The 16,467-nt window shown below is 33.2% G+C and carries 18 protein-coding genes; 15 read left to right on the forward strand and 3 right to left on the reverse strand.

The window, feature by feature from the left end; translation table 11 throughout:
• Nucleotides 1–39: 39 nt before the first annotated feature.
• From deoC to MTX13_RS01600, 6 genes are all read left to right on the forward strand, one after another.
• Nucleotides 40–702, forward strand: a complete 663-nt coding sequence (deoC, locus tag MTX13_RS01575) for a deoxyribose-phosphate aldolase (RefSeq protein ID WP_250432618.1) — start codon at nt 40–42, stop codon at nt 700–702.
• Nucleotides 703–705: 3 nt separating this feature from the next.
• Complete coding sequence (gene deoD / locus MTX13_RS01580) at nt 706–1,404, forward strand: purine-nucleoside phosphorylase (RefSeq protein ID WP_250432619.1); 699 nt, start codon at nt 706–708, stop codon at nt 1,402–1,404.
• Between the two features lie 78 nt (nt 1,405–1,482).
• Nucleotides 1,483–2,268, forward strand: a complete 786-nt coding sequence (locus tag MTX13_RS01585) for an alpha/beta hydrolase (protein WP_250432620.1) — start codon at nt 1,483–1,485, stop codon at nt 2,266–2,268.
• A gap of 4 nt (nt 2,269–2,272) precedes the next feature.
• Complete coding sequence (locus MTX13_RS01590; protein WP_250432621.1) at nt 2,273–2,806, forward strand: phosphoglycerate mutase family protein; 534 nt, start codon at nt 2,273–2,275, stop codon at nt 2,804–2,806.
• A 27-nt stretch (nt 2,807–2,833) separates the two neighbouring features.
• Nucleotides 2,834–3,289 carry an SsrA-binding protein SmpB gene (gene smpB, locus MTX13_RS01595; protein WP_250432622.1) on the forward strand — a complete coding sequence of 152 codons (456 nt, stop codon included), beginning with the start codon at nt 2,834–2,836 and terminating at the stop codon, nt 3,287–3,289.
• Nucleotides 3,290–3,304: 15 nt separating this feature from the next.
• Nucleotides 3,305–3,832, forward strand: coding sequence for a hypothetical protein (locus MTX13_RS01600; protein WP_250432623.1), 528 nt, complete (start codon nt 3,305–3,307; stop codon nt 3,830–3,832).
• Here MTX13_RS01600 and MTX13_RS01605 read toward each other — a convergent pair.
• A complete protein-coding gene (locus MTX13_RS01605; RefSeq protein WP_250432624.1) occupies nt 3,829–4,470 on the reverse strand; it encodes a protein-L-isoaspartate(D-aspartate) O-methyltransferase in 642 nt (213 codons plus the stop codon). The two genes, MTX13_RS01600 and MTX13_RS01605, sit on opposite strands and share 4 nt — an antisense overlap.
• Nucleotides 4,471–4,627: 157 nt before the next feature.
• On the opposite strand from MTX13_RS01605, the gene MTX13_RS01610 reads away from it, so the two are divergent.
• Genes MTX13_RS01610 through MTX13_RS01650 form a run of 9 tightly spaced genes read left to right on the forward strand, consistent with a single transcriptional unit; the run spans nt 4,628 to nt 14,088 of the window.
• The gene (locus tag MTX13_RS01610) at nt 4,628–5,587 is read left to right on the forward strand and encodes a Gfo/Idh/MocA family protein (RefSeq protein ID WP_250432625.1); all 960 of its coding nucleotides are present in this window, start codon (nt 4,628–4,630) and stop codon (nt 5,585–5,587) included.
• 44 nt (nt 5,588–5,631) lie between these two features.
• Entirely contained in the window at nt 5,632–6,522 is an 891-nt protein-coding gene (locus tag MTX13_RS01615) for a 3-hydroxyacyl-CoA dehydrogenase family protein (RefSeq protein WP_250432626.1), read from the forward strand.
• 6 nt (nt 6,523–6,528) lie between these two features.
• Nucleotides 6,529–7,773, forward strand: coding sequence for a DUF1015 domain-containing protein (locus tag MTX13_RS01620; RefSeq protein WP_250432627.1), 1,245 nt, complete (start codon nt 6,529–6,531; stop codon nt 7,771–7,773).
• A gap of 1 nt (nt 7,774) precedes the next feature.
• Complete coding sequence (locus MTX13_RS01625; RefSeq protein ID WP_250433850.1) at nt 7,775–8,437, forward strand: YggS family pyridoxal phosphate-dependent enzyme; 663 nt, start codon at nt 7,775–7,777, stop codon at nt 8,435–8,437.
• A 23-nt stretch (nt 8,438–8,460) separates the two neighbouring features.
• The gene (locus MTX13_RS01630) at nt 8,461–9,825 is read left to right on the forward strand and encodes an exonuclease domain-containing protein (protein ID WP_250432628.1); all 1,365 of its coding nucleotides are present in this window, start codon (nt 8,461–8,463) and stop codon (nt 9,823–9,825) included.
• Nucleotides 9,826–11,781 carry a DUF3857 domain-containing protein gene (locus tag MTX13_RS01635; RefSeq protein ID WP_250432629.1) on the forward strand — a complete coding sequence of 652 codons (1,956 nt, stop codon included), beginning with the start codon at nt 9,826–9,828 and terminating at the stop codon, nt 11,779–11,781. It abuts the gene before it with no gap.
• 27 nt (nt 11,782–11,808) lie between these two features.
• Entirely contained in the window at nt 11,809–12,681 is an 873-nt protein-coding gene (locus MTX13_RS01640) for an ion transporter (RefSeq protein ID WP_250432630.1), read from the forward strand.
• Nucleotides 12,674–13,585 carry a tRNA (adenosine(37)-N6)-dimethylallyltransferase MiaA gene (miaA, locus tag MTX13_RS01645; RefSeq protein ID WP_250432631.1) on the forward strand — a complete coding sequence of 304 codons (912 nt, stop codon included), beginning with the start codon at nt 12,674–12,676 and terminating at the stop codon, nt 13,583–13,585. Before MTX13_RS01640 ends, miaA begins: the two co-directional genes overlap by 8 nt.
• Nucleotides 13,582–14,088 carry a YybH family protein gene (locus MTX13_RS01650; RefSeq protein WP_250432632.1) on the forward strand — a complete coding sequence of 169 codons (507 nt, stop codon included), beginning with the start codon at nt 13,582–13,584 and terminating at the stop codon, nt 14,086–14,088. The genes miaA and MTX13_RS01650 overlap by 4 nt, the downstream gene beginning before the upstream one ends.
• A 56-nt stretch (nt 14,089–14,144) precedes the next feature.
• Here MTX13_RS01650 and MTX13_RS01655 read toward each other — a convergent pair whose 3' ends face one another.
• Nucleotides 14,145–14,855: a response regulator transcription factor gene (locus MTX13_RS01655; RefSeq protein WP_250432633.1), complete on the reverse strand. Its 711-nt coding sequence runs from the start codon at nt 14,853–14,855 to the stop codon at nt 14,145–14,147.
• 4 nt (nt 14,856–14,859) lie between these two features.
• Complete coding sequence (locus tag MTX13_RS01660; RefSeq protein WP_250432634.1) at nt 14,860–16,398, reverse strand: sensor histidine kinase; 1,539 nt, start codon at nt 16,396–16,398, stop codon at nt 14,860–14,862.
• Nucleotides 16,399–16,467: the final 69 nt, after the last annotated feature.

A 16,467-nucleotide genomic window follows, 5' to 3' on the forward strand; every position in this document is an offset into this window, starting at 1 on the left:
ATCGTATTTTTACAGCACTTTAACCTACAATATTATCTTATGAAGATTAATGAATATATAGATCATACGCTCCTTAAACCCTCTGCTACCCAAAAAGATATTAAAGCGTTATGTTCCGAAGCAAAAAAGCACCGTTTTTATTCGGTTTGTGTCAATGGCTCTTATGTGCCTTATGCTAAACAACTAGTATCTAAATCCAATGTAAAGGTGTGTACAGTTGTTGGTTTTCCTTTGGGTGCTTGTACAACCGAAACCAAAGTATTTGAAGCTAAACAAGCTATAGAGCAAGGCGCAGATGAAATAGATATGGTCATGAATATTGGCATGCTGAAAAGTGAAAACTACGTAAGTGTTTATAAAGACATTCGCGATGTTAAATTGGCCATTGGAAAAACACCTTTAAAAGTTATTATAGAGATTTGCGAATTATCTAAAAATGAAGTGGTAAAGGCTACGCAAATTTGTTTAGATGCTAAAGCCGATTTTGTTAAAACCTCAACAGGGTTTGGTAAAGGCGGCGCTACACTTACTGCTGTTAAAATGATAAAAAAAACAGTACGTAATCAAGCCAAGATAAAAGCCTCTGGAGGCATTAAAAATCTAGAAACTGCTTTAAAGTATATTGATTTAGGAGCCAATAGAATTGGAACTTCTTCGGGTGTATCAATTGTACAAGAAAGTAAAGCAAAAGTAAACGTATAAATTATGAGTGTGCATATTGAAGCTAAAAAAGGAGATATTGCTGAAACCATTTTATTGCCAGGTGACCCATTACGAGCAAAATGGATAGCCGAAACATTTTTAGAAAATCCTGTATGCTTCAATAGAGTCCGTAATATGTTTGGCTATACTGGCACCTACAAAGGCAAACGTGTGTCAGTAATGGGTACAGGCATGGGTGTGCCCAGTATATCTATATATGCGCATGAATTAATAAGTGAATTTGGCGTTAAAAACCTGATTCGTGTTGGTAGTGCTGGATCGTATCAAGAACATGTTAAAATTCGAGATATTGTTTTAGCTATGGCAGCATCATCCAACTCTGGCGTTAACGAGCTACGTTTTGGTGGTGCCGATTATGCACCAACAGCAGATTTTGGATTGTTTCAAAAAGCAGTTGAAGCCGCAAAGGCAAAGAATATTCCGCTTAAAGCAGGTAATGTATTTACTTCTGATGAGTTTTATGCCGATAATTTCGAATCCTACAAAAAATGGTCCAAATTCGGTGTGCTTTGTGTTGAAATGGAATCTGCTGGATTATACACTGTAGCAGCCAAACATAACGTAAATGCTTTGTCAATCCTAACCATTTCAGATTCATTGGTTACTGGAGAACGCACTACAAGTAAAGAACGTGAATCTACTTTTAAGGAAATGATTGAGATTGCTTTAGAGCTAGCCTAAACTAATTTTAACAAATATTTAAATCAGGTATTATTAAACTGTGTCTATATTTGAGTAGACCAGTTAACTAATAATATCATGAAAACTAGCTATTTCCTTTATTTTATATTGGTAATTTTCAACTCATCCTGCAACCCAAAAACCGATTCTGAAGTTCATTCAGATGATGCCAACTCAAAAGGCAAGGAAATTCATTTTTATACTGCTGACAGCATAAAAGTCTATGCTGATTTATACCAGCAAGACTCACAGGGCGCCACTATTTTATTGTTCCATCAAGGAGGAGCAAATGTAAGATCTGAATATGCTCCTATTATTCCAAGACTACTTGAGGAAGGCTACAATATATTGGCAGTTGACCAACGTGTTGGTGGGCAATTACTGGGCAGTTACAACCGAACTGTAGCAGATATTGGTATTAATAGATACAATTACTGCGATGCCTACCCTGATTTAGAAGCTAGTGTAAACTACATAAAAAACAATGGGTTTAATGGCAAATTAATAGCTTGGGGAAGTAGTTTTAGTGCTGCGTTAGCCATTAAATTAGCACATGAAAATCCCGACTCAATCGATGCTGTTTTGGCCTTTTCGCCTGCTTCTGGAGAACCTTTAGCCGGCTGTAACCCTAATGGTTTGTTTGAAACCCTAAAAACACCTATGCTTTTATTACGACCATACGATGAAGCACAGATTGAAAGTGTTAGAAACCAAATAGCTCTAGCAGATCAGTTTGGTCATCAAACTTATGTAGCCAACAATGGCAGACACGGTTCATCTATGTTGGTAGAAGATCGTGTGCAGGCACCAGTTAAAGCCAATTGGAAAGCAGTATTACGATTTTTAGAGGAACAAAAAAACTAACATCATGAAATTTAAGATAACTTTGTTATTATGTGCATTCCTTATCGGATTGTCAGATTATGCCCAAGAAAAAAGTAAAACTGGACCATTAGACAATACCATAACTACATTTTATTTTATTCGTCATGCTGAAAAAGACCGAAGCAACAAAACAAATAGAGATCCACATTTAACTGAAATAGGTAAAGCCAGAGCCAATCATTGGAATGATATATTAAAGCATGTTGATTTTGACGCCGTTTATTCAACAGATTACCATAGAACAAAAGAAACAGCAAATCCAACAGCTAAAAGGTGCCAAGTAGAATTGACCATTTACAATCCTAAAGATTTAAACATAGAAACGTTTAAATTTAAGAATAGTGGAAAAAAAGTATTAATAGTTGGCCATAGTAATACAACACCCATGTTTGTCAATCAGGTTATTGGCAAAGAAAAGTATGGTGATATTGATGATAGCAACAACGGCAACCTTTATGTGGTAACTATTATTAATGGTGTAATTGCAGATCAGGTTTTGGAAATTAATGAACAGTAATACATTGAATTAATTACCTTTGCCTATATGCAAAAAACAATCAACATACAGAATAAGAAAGCGCGATTTCAATATGAAATTTTAGATAAGTACACAGCAGGTATTGTTTTAACAGGTACTGAAATAAAATCGATTAGGAATAGCAAAGCATCTATTGCTGAAAGTTTTTGTGAGTTCAACGATAATAACGAACTGTTTGTTATTAATATGACGATTGAGGAATACCTATACGGTACATATTATAACCATAAACCCAAAGCAGAACGCAAGTTACTTTTAAATAAAAAAGAACTTAAAAAACTGCAAAAGGAAGTCCAAAATACAGGCTTAACAATAATACCATTACGACTATTTATTAACGAAAAAGGTTATGCCAAATTAGATATCGCACTAGCCAAAGGTAAAAAGCTTTATGATAAGCGTGAGACCATAAAAGATCGTGAAAATAAAGTCCGTTTAGACAGAATAAAAAAGAGCTATTAATTAAAATCCTTAGTTATGAAAAAGTTTGTTTGCACTATCCTTATTATTTTCAATACCTTTTGGGTTCAAGCACAAGACGCTGCTGAATTGTATGCAGAAAAAACCTCTAGCATAGATTCTTTAATCACTAATCTTTACGGTGTTATTTCTGGTGAAAAAGGCCAAGAGCGTAATTGGGATTTAATGAAGCACCTCTTTTATGCTAATTCAAAACTTATACCAACAGGCCGCAATCAAGAAGGTGATTTTTTAGCGCGATACATGACTGTGGATGATTATATTAACTCTTCTGGAAAATGGCTCACCGATAATGGTTTTTTCGAAAAGGAAATCCATAGAAAAGTTGATGTTTTTGGAAACATTGCTCAAGTATTCAGTACTTATGAAGCTTTTAATAGTGAAGCCGATGAAAAACCGTTTATGCGTGGCATAAACAGTATTCAATTGCTATTTGATGAGAACCGTTGGTGGATTGTTAATATTTTCTGGATGCAGGAAACAAAAGACCACCCTATTCCTGAAACCTATTTACCGAAAAATTAGTTTTTATCTTCAAGCAAAGGTACAAACCTAAATTCGCCATACTCATGCTTTTCAAATTGTTTAGGGTCTCTCCTGATAAATAAGGTCATGGTTTGAACATCATCTCCAACTGGAATAACCAAACGTCCACCAATAGCTAATTGACTTAATAAAGGTTTAGGAACAAAAGGTGCGCCTGCAGTAACTATAATGCCATTAAAAGGTGCTTCTTCCTTAAGACCAATATAACCATCTCCAAAAATTAGCTTTTTAGCACGATAGCCTAATTTTGGTAAAAATTTACTGGTTTTTTTAAACAATTCGTGCTGCCGCTCTATACTATAAACTTGGGCTCCCAATTCACATAAAACAGCTGTTTGGTAACCGCTCCCTGTACCAATTTCCAACACTTTATCTCCGCTTTTAACTTGTAATAATTGAGTTTGAAACGCAACTGTATAAGGTTGCGAAATAGTTTGGTCTGCAGCAATAGGGAATGCCTTGTCTTGATAAGCATGATCTAAAAAACCTGAATCCATGAATAAATGTCTCGGTATTTTGCCAATGGCATTTAAAACATTTTTATCTGTAATACCTTTACTCTCAACAACCTTAACAAGTTGCTGGCGCATACCTTTATGCTTAAATGTGTCTTTCAATTGGTCAGTAATTTTATGGCTAAAATTAATCAAACATTTTCATCATAAAAATTAAATAGCAGCCATTTTTTATAAGATTTTTTCCAGTTGGATTTTATACTCAAATTCATGTAATTAAACTACGAAAAATCTTATTTTTGTTGAAAACGATAAAATAATGATTAAAGCTGGTGTTCTTGGTGCTGGTCATCTTGGTAAAATTCACTTAAGGTTATTACAACAATCTGATAAATATGAATTGGTTGGTTTCTATGATGCCGACGAAGCTAATGCCAAAAAGGTAGTAGACGAGTTTGGATACAAATATTTTAATTCCATTGACGATTTAATTGATGCTGTTGATATGGTTGATATTGTTACGCCTACGCTTTCGCATTACGATTGTGCCAAACAAGCCATCGCCAAAGGCAAACATATTTTTATTGAAAAACCTATCACAAATACCGTTGAAGAAGCCGAAGAAATTCGTGAGCTTTTAGCGCAACATAATATTCGTGGACAGGTTGGACATGTAGAACGTTTTAACCCTGCTTTTACCGCTGTTAAGGATAAAATAGAAAATCCCATGTTTATTGAAACGCATAGGTTGGCAGAATTTAATCCACGAGGGACGGATGTTCCAGTGGTATTAGATTTAATGATTCATGATATTGACATTATTTTAAGCGTTGTAAAATCAACCGTTAAGAATGTGTCGGCCAGTGGTGTTTCGGTTATTAGTGACACGCCAGATATTGCCAATGCGCGAATAGAGTTTGAAAATGGTTGTGTTGCCAATTTAACGGCTAGCCGTATTTCTTTAAAAAACATGCGTAAATCGCGTTTCTTTCAAAAAGATGCTTACATATCAGTAGATTTTCTGGAAAAGAAATGTGAGGTTGTAAAAATGAAAGATGCTCCGAAAAATCCTGGCGATTTCGATATGATTTTACAAAATGCTGAAGGCATTAAAAAACAAATCTATTTTGACAATCCAGAAATAGCAGCCAACAATGCAATTTTAGATGAGTTGGAAACATTTGCATATGCTATTACAAACAATACAAAACCCGTTGTAACATTACATGATGGTACAGAAGCATTGCGTGTTGCAACCCTTATTATAAATCAATTTTAAATAATTTAAAATTTCCACAAGCGTGGAACTAAAAAATACTTTTTATGAAAAACGTTGCAGTTATTGGAGCAGGAACCATGGGAAATGGTATAGCACATACGTTTGCACAAAGCGGATTTAAAGTTCAATTAATCGATATTAGCGAAACTTCCCTTAAAAAGGGTATGGATACCATTGCTAAAAATTTAGACAGAATGGTTTCCAAAGAAAAAATCACAGCCGAGCAAAAGGAAGAAACACTAAACAACATTACAACATTTACAGATGTTATTGAAGGTGTTGAGTATGCGAGTTTGGTAGTTGAAGCTGCTACAGAAAATATTGACTTAAAGCTTAAAATTTTTAAACAACTAGATGAAGCTTGCCCAGAAGACACCATTTTGGCAACTAATACATCTTCTATTTCCATTACTCAAATTGCGGCAGTAACTTCAAGACCAGAAATGGTGATTGGTATGCACTTTATGAATCCAGTGCCAATTATGAAATTGGTTGAAATTATAAGAGGCTATAATACCAGCGATGCGGTTACCAATACCATTATGGAATTATCTAAAACCTTGGGTAAAATTCCTGTTGAAGTTAACGATTATCCTGGCTTCGTAGCCAACAGAATTTTAATGCCTATGATAAACGAGTCTATAGAAACACTTTACAATGGTGTTGCAGGCGTCAAAGAAATCGATACCGTTATGATGCTAGGCATGGCACACCCAATGGGACCTTTACAATTAGCCGATTTTATTGGACTAGATGTCTGCTTATCTATTTTACATGTCATGTACGATGGATTCAAAAACCCTAAATATGCACCTTGTCCGCTATTGGTTAATATGGTTAGGGCTGGTAAATTAGGAGTAAAATCTGGAGAAGGTTTTTATGACTATTCTGAAAGCAGAAAAGCCGAACACGTTTCGAGTCAATTTGTAAAGTAACAACAATTGGCAAAAGTAAAACCATTTAAAGCTGTTCGACCAACAAGAGCTCTTGTTGGCTTGGTAGCCTCACGTCCTTATCAAAGTTATACGGTAGATGAGCGCGACAGCCGAATGGACTACAATCCTTTTACATTTCTTCATATTGTTAATCCAGGCTATAAGTACGATCAAGTTATAACTGGCGAAGAACGTTACAAACTGGTAAGAAACCGATATCTAGAATTTAAAGAGGAAGGCATATTTATTACAGACGATAAACCTTCATTTTACGTTTACAAAATAGTAAACAGGCACAATCAGGTTTTTAATGGTATTATTGCTGCAACAAGTGCGGAAGACTATGAACGTGATGTAATTAAAAAGCACGAAGATACTATTGAATTGCGTGAGGAAACCTTTAAAACCTATTTAAAAACAGTAGGTTTTAATGCAGAACCTGTGCTTCTAACCTATCCTGATAATGCTATTATTGCAGATATTATAAAGAAAACTCAAAAAAAGCATGCAGAGTTTGAATTTTCCATGACTTACAGAGATACGCATTACTTGTGGAAAGTAAATGATGATGCCATTATAAAAATCATTCAAGATGAATTTGAGAACATGAAAACCGTCTATATTGCCGATGGCCATCATAGATCGGCTTCATCGTATTTACTATATAAGGAAGAAAAGGAAAAAAACCCAAGCCATAACGGAAACGAATCCTATAACTTTTTTATGTCGTATTTAATTCCTGAATCAGATTTAGTGATACATAGCTTTAATAGGCTAATAAAGGATTTAAACCATTTAACCAAAGAGGAATTTCTTATTAAGCTTGATGCCAATTTCAGAATTCAAAACAGAGGAGTTATCCCCTATTCACCATCCAAACAGCATCACTTTACTATGTATTTAGATGGTGAATTTTATTCTTTGTATTTGCGAAAAACAAATTATGAATTTAAGACTTCTCTTGATGAGTTAGATGCTCAAATACTTTACAAAACCATATTAAAACCTATTTTAGGTATAAGTGATTTACGCAACGACAACCGTATAGATTATGCCCATACGCATGGTACAGATGAAATTGTAAATATGAAGGCGAGTATAGACAGTGGCGAATATAAAGTGGGTTTTGGCATGTGCGATGCAAGTATTTCCCAGATGAAGCAAATAGCTGACGATGGTTTGAAAATGCCTCCAAAGAGTACTTATATTCTTCCCAAATTGCGAAGTGGAATTACAATTTATGAATTTTAGTATGTCTATTTCAGAAAATCTTAAAAACATAAAATCATCTTTACCTGACCACGTAACATTGGTTGCCGTTTCTAAAACAAAACCTGTAAGCGATATTATGGAAGCTTATAATGTGGGACAACGCGTATTTGGCGAAAACAAAATTCAAGACATGGTTGAAAAATATGAACAAATGCCAAAAGATATTGAATGGCATATGATTGGTCATGTTCAACGTAATAAGGTAAAATATATGGCTCCTTTTGTAAGTCTTATTCATGGTGTCGAGAATTTTAAAGTTTTAAAAGAAGTCAACAAACAAGCTGCTAAATACGACCGTGTTATTGATTGCCTTTTGCAAATAAAAATTGCTGAAGAAGATTCTAAATTTGGGATGACTCCTGAAGAAGCTAGAACAATTTTATCGTCGGAAGTAATAAAAGAACTAAAGCATGTTACTATTGTCGGTGTTATGGGAATGGCTACCTTTACAGATAATAAAAATCAAATTAAAACCGAATTTAACAATCTAAAACTCATTTTTGAAGATTTAAAAACCATTGATTCCAACTTAAAAGTTATAAGCATGGGCATGAGTGGAGATTACCAATTAGCTATTGCCTGTGGAAGTAATATGGTACGAATAGGTAGTAGTATATTTGGTGAACGTAATTATTTCAATTAATTAAAATAAAGAGATAAGAATTTTTGTACGCAATTTTAGACATAGAAACTACAGGCGGAAAATATAATGAAGAAGGTATAACCGAAATTGCTATTTACAAGTTTGATGGACACCAAATTATCGATCAATTTATTAGTCTTGTAAACCCTGAACGTGAAATACAACCATTTGTTGTTAACCTCACAGGTATTAATAGCAATATGCTACGAACTGCACCAAAATTTTATGAGGTTGCCAAACGTATTGTTGAAATTACAGACGATTGTATTTTAGTTGCTCATAACGCTCAATTTGATTATCGTATTTTAAGAACAGAGTTTAAACGTCTAGGTTTTGGCTTTAAAAGAAAAACACTCTGCACTGTTGAATTGGCTAAAAAACTAATTCCTGGTCAAGACTCATACAGTTTGGGTAAACTGGCCAGATCTCTAGGTATTCCTATAAGTGATAGACATCGTGCTAACGGAGACGCTATAGCAACAGTTAAGCTCTTTAAAATGCTATTGTCTAAAGATTTAGAAAAGTTTATTGTTCAAGATGCCATAAAGGTTGAGCCAAAAAACCAAATGGCACCTAATCTAAAGCAAATTATAGATAAACTACCAAACACCACTGGTATTTACTACATGCACAGTGACAATGGTGATGTTATTTATATTGGCAAAAGCAAAAACATTAAAAACAGAATTAGTCAGCATTTTACTAACACCTCATCTAAATCTAAAAAATTACAACGGCAAGTAGCCGCTGTAACCTATGAAAGAACTGGTAGTGAACTGGTAGCACTTTTAAAAGAAAGTGAAGAGATAAAACGTAATAAGCCTCTTTTTAATAGAGCCTTGAGACGCAATTTATTTACTCATGCACTATATAGTTTTAAAGATGCTAATGGTTACTTAAACTTACAAATTGACAAAGCCGATGGTCGCAAAAAACCAATTACAACATTTACAAACAGACAAAGCGCCAAAAGTTTTCTTTTTAATAGTGTAGAAGAGTTTAATTTGTGTCAAAAGCTAGTTGGCTTATACCCTTCTAAAACAAGCTGTTTTAATTATAGCATTAAACAATGCAATGGGGCATGTATTCAAGAAGAGATAGAGTCTGATTATAATACACGCGTTCAATCCCTAATTTCAAAGCATAGTTACGACAATCAAAATATGGTTGTTATCGACAGAGGTCGAGATATTGAAGAACGCAGTGCCGTTTTAATTGAAAATGGCATTTTTAAAGGTTTGGGGTACTTTAATCTTAACTATCAAATTAACAATGTTGAAGTTTTACGATCTATTATTACACCAATGGAGAATAATCGTGACGCTCAACATATCATACAAAACTATATTCGCCGTAATAAAAAATTAAAAATTATTAAAATAGACTAAATGAGACTACTTATCCTACTTACGTTTTTATTGACTTTTTCTTCTTATGCTCAAGATAGTTTTTCTTCAGAGGACTATAATGTATCGCGAAATGATTTAGAGACCAATATCTTTAAGAAAGACACCACTGCAAATGCATTGGTGATTTATGAATATGGTAATAGCTATATTAATAAGAATACGTTTTTCTTAAATTTTGAATACAAACAAAAGTTAAAAATACTAAAGCGCGATGGTTTTGAAAAAGCCACCATAAAAATCTACTTATACAATAGCAATAAGAAAAAAGAAAAGGTAACCGACATATATGCTGAAACTCAAAATTTAGTAGATGGTAAAGTCGTTCGAACAAAATTAAATAAAGATCAAATCTTTACAGAACGTTATAATGCGAACTACACGCTAGTAAAATTTACCATGCCCAATGTGCAAGAGGGTTCTGTAATTACGTATCGTTATGAAATGGAGTCGCCTTTTATCTACAAATATAAAGGCTGGGAGTTTCAAGATGATATCCCAAAAATTCATAGTGAATATCACACCAGTATACCAGCTATTTATGAATACAATATTAAACTAGTAGGTCAACTTCCACTGTCCAAAAATGAAACAGGACGTAAAAATCGTTGTGTAGAAGGTGGTAATGGAACTTATGCAGATTGCTTTACTGCCGATTACGTTATGAACAACATTCCAGCTTTTGTAGAAGAAGATTACATGACTACCCGAGACAACTACCTTTCTAAAATAGACTACGAGTTAAGAATAATACGCTATTTTGATGGTACAGTAGACAACATAACCAAAACCTGGGAAACTGCTGACAAGGAATTAAAAACTGATGAAAATATTGGGCGTCAATTAAATAAAAATGTAGCCTCAAATGTTAGTATTGCTGATAGTATTTTATCTGAACCCAACTTATTAAAGCGAGCTAAAGGCATTTACAAATATGTTCAGAATAACTTCACTTGGAATGAACGTTATGGTATATACAATGAGTCTTCTGTAAAAGAATTAACTAGAGAAAAATCTGGTAGTGTGGCCGAAATAAATATTTTGCTTCATAACCTTTTAGAGGAATACGATATAGAAGTATCTCCAGTATTAATGTCAACAAGAGGCAACGGTCTCCCTACTAAAATATATCCAGTTATTTCAGATTTCAACTATTTAATTGTCCAAGCCAAAATCAATAATAAAACCTATCTATTAGACGCAACAGATGAATACTTAAGCTTTGGAGAATTACCTTTTAGATGCCTAAATCAATACGGTAGAAAATTAGATTTCAAAAAAGGAAGCGAATGGATTGACATTGCACCTAAAAAAGTATCAACAATAGTATATAAGGCTGAACTTTCGGTTAACGAAGATGAATTGATAGAAGGGCAATTGCATGCTTCCTCAAGTGGTTATCACGCTATTCCACTAAAAAAGGCATATTTTAGTAATAAGCAAGATTATGTGAATTATTTCAATGAAAAAAACTCTAACGTTGAAGTTATAGACCACAGTACAAAAACAAAAGAAAAGTCAGATTTCATATTTGACGAAAATTTCGAAATAGAATATTTACCAGAAACTGTAGGCGATAATATTTACATTAACCCATTTATTTTTAATTTTTTTAAAGAGAACCCTTTTAAACTTCAAGAAAGAACATACCCAATTGATTTTGGCTATAAAGATGCTTATCTCTACAATCTTACGCTTGACTTAAACGATTTGTACGAAGTTGTTGAAATGCCAGAATCTAAGACGTTTAACTTACCTAATAATACAGGTCAAGTTAATTTTATTTCTAAAACAGAAAACAATCAAGTTAAAATATATCTTAAAATTAACTTTTCTAAAGCAATATACGAACAAGAATATTACAGTTATTTAAAAGATTTTATGAGCAATGTTGTAGATATACAAAACAACTCGTTAATCGTGATTAAGAAAAAATAATTTATCTTTAATTGCAATTCATATATAATGAACGACACCAATAACAAATCTTGGCAGGCAAAACTTCATGAAATAATTTATGAAGCAGATACACCTGCCGGTAAGTTATTTGATGTTGTATTACTCATTGCTATTTTAGCTAGTATTCTATTGGTTATGCTTGAGAGCGTGAAGAGCATAGATGCTAAATACCATGCTTTTCTTAATATCTCTGAATGGATCATTACCATTTTATTTTCAATAGAATATATTCTTCGAATAATTTCAGTAAAAAAGCCTATCAAGTATATTACCAGTTTTTATGGTGTTATAGACCTCCTCTCAACCATACCTAAATACCTGTCTTTAATTTTTGCTGGCACACATGCACTTGTGGCACTAAGGGCTTTACGATTGTTACGTGTGTTCAGAATCCTAAAACTAGCTCGTTATTTAGGCGCTTCTAATCAATTAGCTTCGGCCATTAAAGCTAGTCGTGCTAAAATTTCTGTTTTCTTGTTTGCTGTATTGATTGCCGCCATTATATTTGGAACCATAATGTATTTAGTTGAAGGTGAAGAAAGTGGTTTCACCAACATACCAAAAAGCGTTTATTGGTGTATTGTAACACTTACCACAGTTGGATTTGGTGATATAGCTCCAGTAACGCCTCTTGGTCAATTTATTGCAACAATTATTATGATTTTAGGTTATGGTATAATTGCTGTACCCACAGGTATAGTTTCGGCAGAATATACCAAAAAGGCCAATAGTAATGGTAAAACAGATTTAGGCCCCATACCACCTCATCCAAATGAAGTTCACTTAAATTCGCAATGTTGCGCTAATTGTCTAAATGAAAAGCATGCTGATGGTGCCGAATATTGCTTTAAGTGTGGCTGCAAACTTCATTATGACTAAAGTATTAATTTCAATCGTTGGTCCAACAGCAATAGGCAAAACAGCTTTAAGTATTGCTTTGGCTAATTATTTTAAGACTGATATAATTTCTTCAGACTCGCGGCAATTTTTTAAAGAAATGCAAATTGGCACAGCAGCTCCCACTCAAGAAGAACTTAATGCGGCTCCTCATCACTTCATACACCATAAGTCTATAACAGATGATTATAATGTTGGTTCTTTTGAAAAAGAAGCCCTTAACAAACTGGAAAAGTTATTTAAAAAACATGATATCGTAATTATGGTTGGCGGTTCTGGTTTATATGTAGATGCCGTAACTAAAGGATTAGATGATTTTCCTGAAGTAGATTCTAATATTAGGCAGGAACTAAAAATACAATATGATAATGAGGGCCTGAAATCCCTGCAAGACCAATTGAAACGTTTAGATTTAGAAACCTACAAAACTATAGCAATAGATAATCCACATCGTGTAATGCGTGCTTTAGAAGTTTGTATTGGAACCCATAAGCCCTATTCTTCTTTCTTAAACAAAAAGAAAAATAAAAGACCGTTCAAAACCATTACTATAGGATTAAATACCGATCGAGAAACTGTTTACAAACGCATTAATGAACGTGTAGATGTTATGATGGAACAAGGTCTTTTGGAAGAAGCTAAAAATCTTTATAAATTTAAACATCTAAACAGCTTAAATACTGTAGGATATAAAGAGTTATTTAATTTTTTTGATGGTAATTGGACTCTAGAATTTGCTGTTTCTGAAATCAAAAAAAATAGCCGACGGTTTGCCAAACGGCAATTAACGTGGTTTAAAAAAGATGAAGGTACTATTTGGTTTGATTACCAAACACCTCGAGATATTATTATTGAAGCTGTTAATTCCAAAATTAAAGCCTTATGAAAAAAGTAAGTATTATTCTTGCCCTATTTTTTGTTTGTCAAATATTTTCCCAAGAAAAACCGCATTTAACAGATATAAATAAGCAAATATGGGAACCGTTTACAACAGCATTTGAAACATTTGATTACAATCTCTTTGCTACATTGCATAGCGAAGATTTAATTCGTGTTAGTGGAAATGGAAAACACATTAAAAATAAGGAGGACTATATAAAAGGTTATAAATCGCGTTGGTCAAACAGCAACCGAACTCAAACAATATCGTTTCGTTTTTTAGAGCGTATTTCAAATAATGAATCTGCTTCTGAACGTGGCATATACAAACTAACTCTAAACCCCAATACCGAGCAAGAGCAAAGTTATTATGGAAAGTTTCATGTACTCTTAAAAAAAGAAAACGAAACTTGGAAAATTCTTGTTGATTATGATTCTACTGAAAACAATACCATTAATGAAGCATCTTACAAGAGTGCTTTTGCAATAAACGATTATTCTAAATACTAAAAAAGCCCAACACTATTTAGTATGTCGGGCTTTTAAGCAATCTGTATGTAATAGAATTAAGACTCTGAATTGATTACCAATCTGAATCCTTCTCCATGGATATTTAAAATCTCTACTTTTGGATCAAGCTTAAGATACTTACGAAGTTTTGCTATATACACATCCATACTACGAGATGTAAAATAATTATCGTCTCTCCAAATTTTGGTTAAAGCCAATTCTCTTGGCATTAAATCATTTTCATGTAAAGCCAATAGGCGTAATAATTCATTTTCTTTAGGCGACAACTTAATTTGCTCTCCTCCATCGTAAGTTAAGAAACGTAATTTAGAGTTTAAATCGAATTTACCTATCTTGAATTGAAATTGCTTACTATCTGCAACCGTTTCTGTTGCCTTACGCTGCATAATGGCCTTAATTTTCATAAGCAAAACCTCGCTATCAAAAGGTTTGTTTAAGTAATCGTCAGCTCCTACCTTATAGCCTTTAAGAACATCTTCTTTCATAGCTTTAGCTGTTAGAAATACAATAGGTACATCTGTGTTCTTTTCACGTATTTCTTTGGCTAAGGTAAACCCATCTTTATACGGCATCATAACATCAAGAATACATAAATCAAAATCATCTTTCTTGAATTTCTCGAAGCCTTCCATACCATTTTTAGCATGGGTAACCTCATACTCATTCATTATTAAATAATCTTTTAAAATGGTTCCAAAATTCGGGTCATCTTCAACTAATAAGATTTTCTTTTGCTGTTCAGTCATAACTTTACGATATTAATGGAAGCTTAATAATAAACGTACTTCCTTTTTCTTTTTCACTTTCAACGGAAATGTGCCCTTGATGATCATCTACTATTCGTTTAACGTAGGCTAATCCAAGACCATGTCCTTTTACATTATGTATATTTCCCGTGTGCTCTCTATAAAATTTTTCAAACACACGTTTTTGGGCAGCTTTACTCATACCACTACCCTGATCTTTTATTTTTAAAATGATGTTTGTTCCAACATTTTCGGTATAAACATCAATTTTAGGTGCATCTGGAGAATACTTTATAGCATTGTCCAGGATGTTTACTATAACATTTGTAAAGTGCGTTTCATTGGCTAAAACAGAAGATTTATCGGCTTCTAAATGTGTCTTAATAAATCCTTTCCTGTCTTCAACTATCAATTCTACATGCGTTATAGCATCTTCAATTAAGTCGTGTAATTTTACACGGTCTTTACTAATGTTAAGTTCATTTTTTTCAAGTTTAGATATTCGCAACACATTTTCAACTTGCGCATGCATACGCTTGTTTTCATCTTTTATCATTTGAAGATATCGCATTACACGTTCTTTATCTTCAATAACTTTTGGATTTTTAATCGCATCTAAAGCTAAATTTATGGTCGCTATTGGTGTTTTAAACTCATGGGTCATATTATTAATGAAATCGGTTTTGATTTCAGAAATCTTACGTTGTTTAAAAAGCTGCATAAGTGCACTAGAGTATGCTATAATAATAATTGAGGTGAAAATGATTGACAACAACGTCATACGAACTATAGATGATTGAATAAATTTATTCCGCTTTGGAAAATTTACCAACAATCTGTAATTATTTCTACCTGAATCCGAATCGAAAATTGGTATACTATAAGTTTCTGTTTTTTCCAGTTCAAAACCTTCACTTTGTACTTTAGTTGCCAAATCATTGCTATATATAGCAAATTCGTAACCCAATTCTATATTATCTTCTTTAAGTTTACTGGATAACAATGAAGTGATTTCTTCATTCTTTATACGTTTGTGTATTGGAACTCGACTACCTGCTAATTTAAATAATTCTGCAAAACTGATTTTTTCAGCCTCTGTTAATCGCGCAATTTTAGATATACTTAAAATAGGGTTGCTTTGCAGTTCATTATCTAAAGCTCCTCTATTGCTATAAATTTTGGTTTCAGATTTATTTAAAATCCGTTTGATGTTTATACTATCTAAACCTATGTCAAAGAACGATGAAGGCAATTTATAATTTTCTTCTAGGATACCACTTCTAGAGATGATAGTCTCGTTGGTATCTTCATTTTGTTGATATAAAAAAATATCTGAAATCGCTACAGTATCAGCTTGCTTTTCTTGGTCAACCAAATTTTGATACTTATCAAAATACCGTTCAATTTCATCTTCTTCAATCTGCCTTGCCGTATAACTTAATGCTTTTTTTACATTAAAATTAAATTGCTCTTCTTCATTTTTAATGGAGTTATTAATGTAATAAGCTTGTACGAAAATAATACCGATAAGCGATAAACTCATTAATAACACCAGTATGATGAATAACTTTTTGCCCATCAATCAAAATTAACATTTTAACATTTAGCGTTC

Source organism: Hanstruepera flava (assembly GCF_023634025.1).
Lineage (GTDB): Bacteria > Bacteroidota > Bacteroidia > Flavobacteriales > Flavobacteriaceae > Hanstruepera > Hanstruepera flava.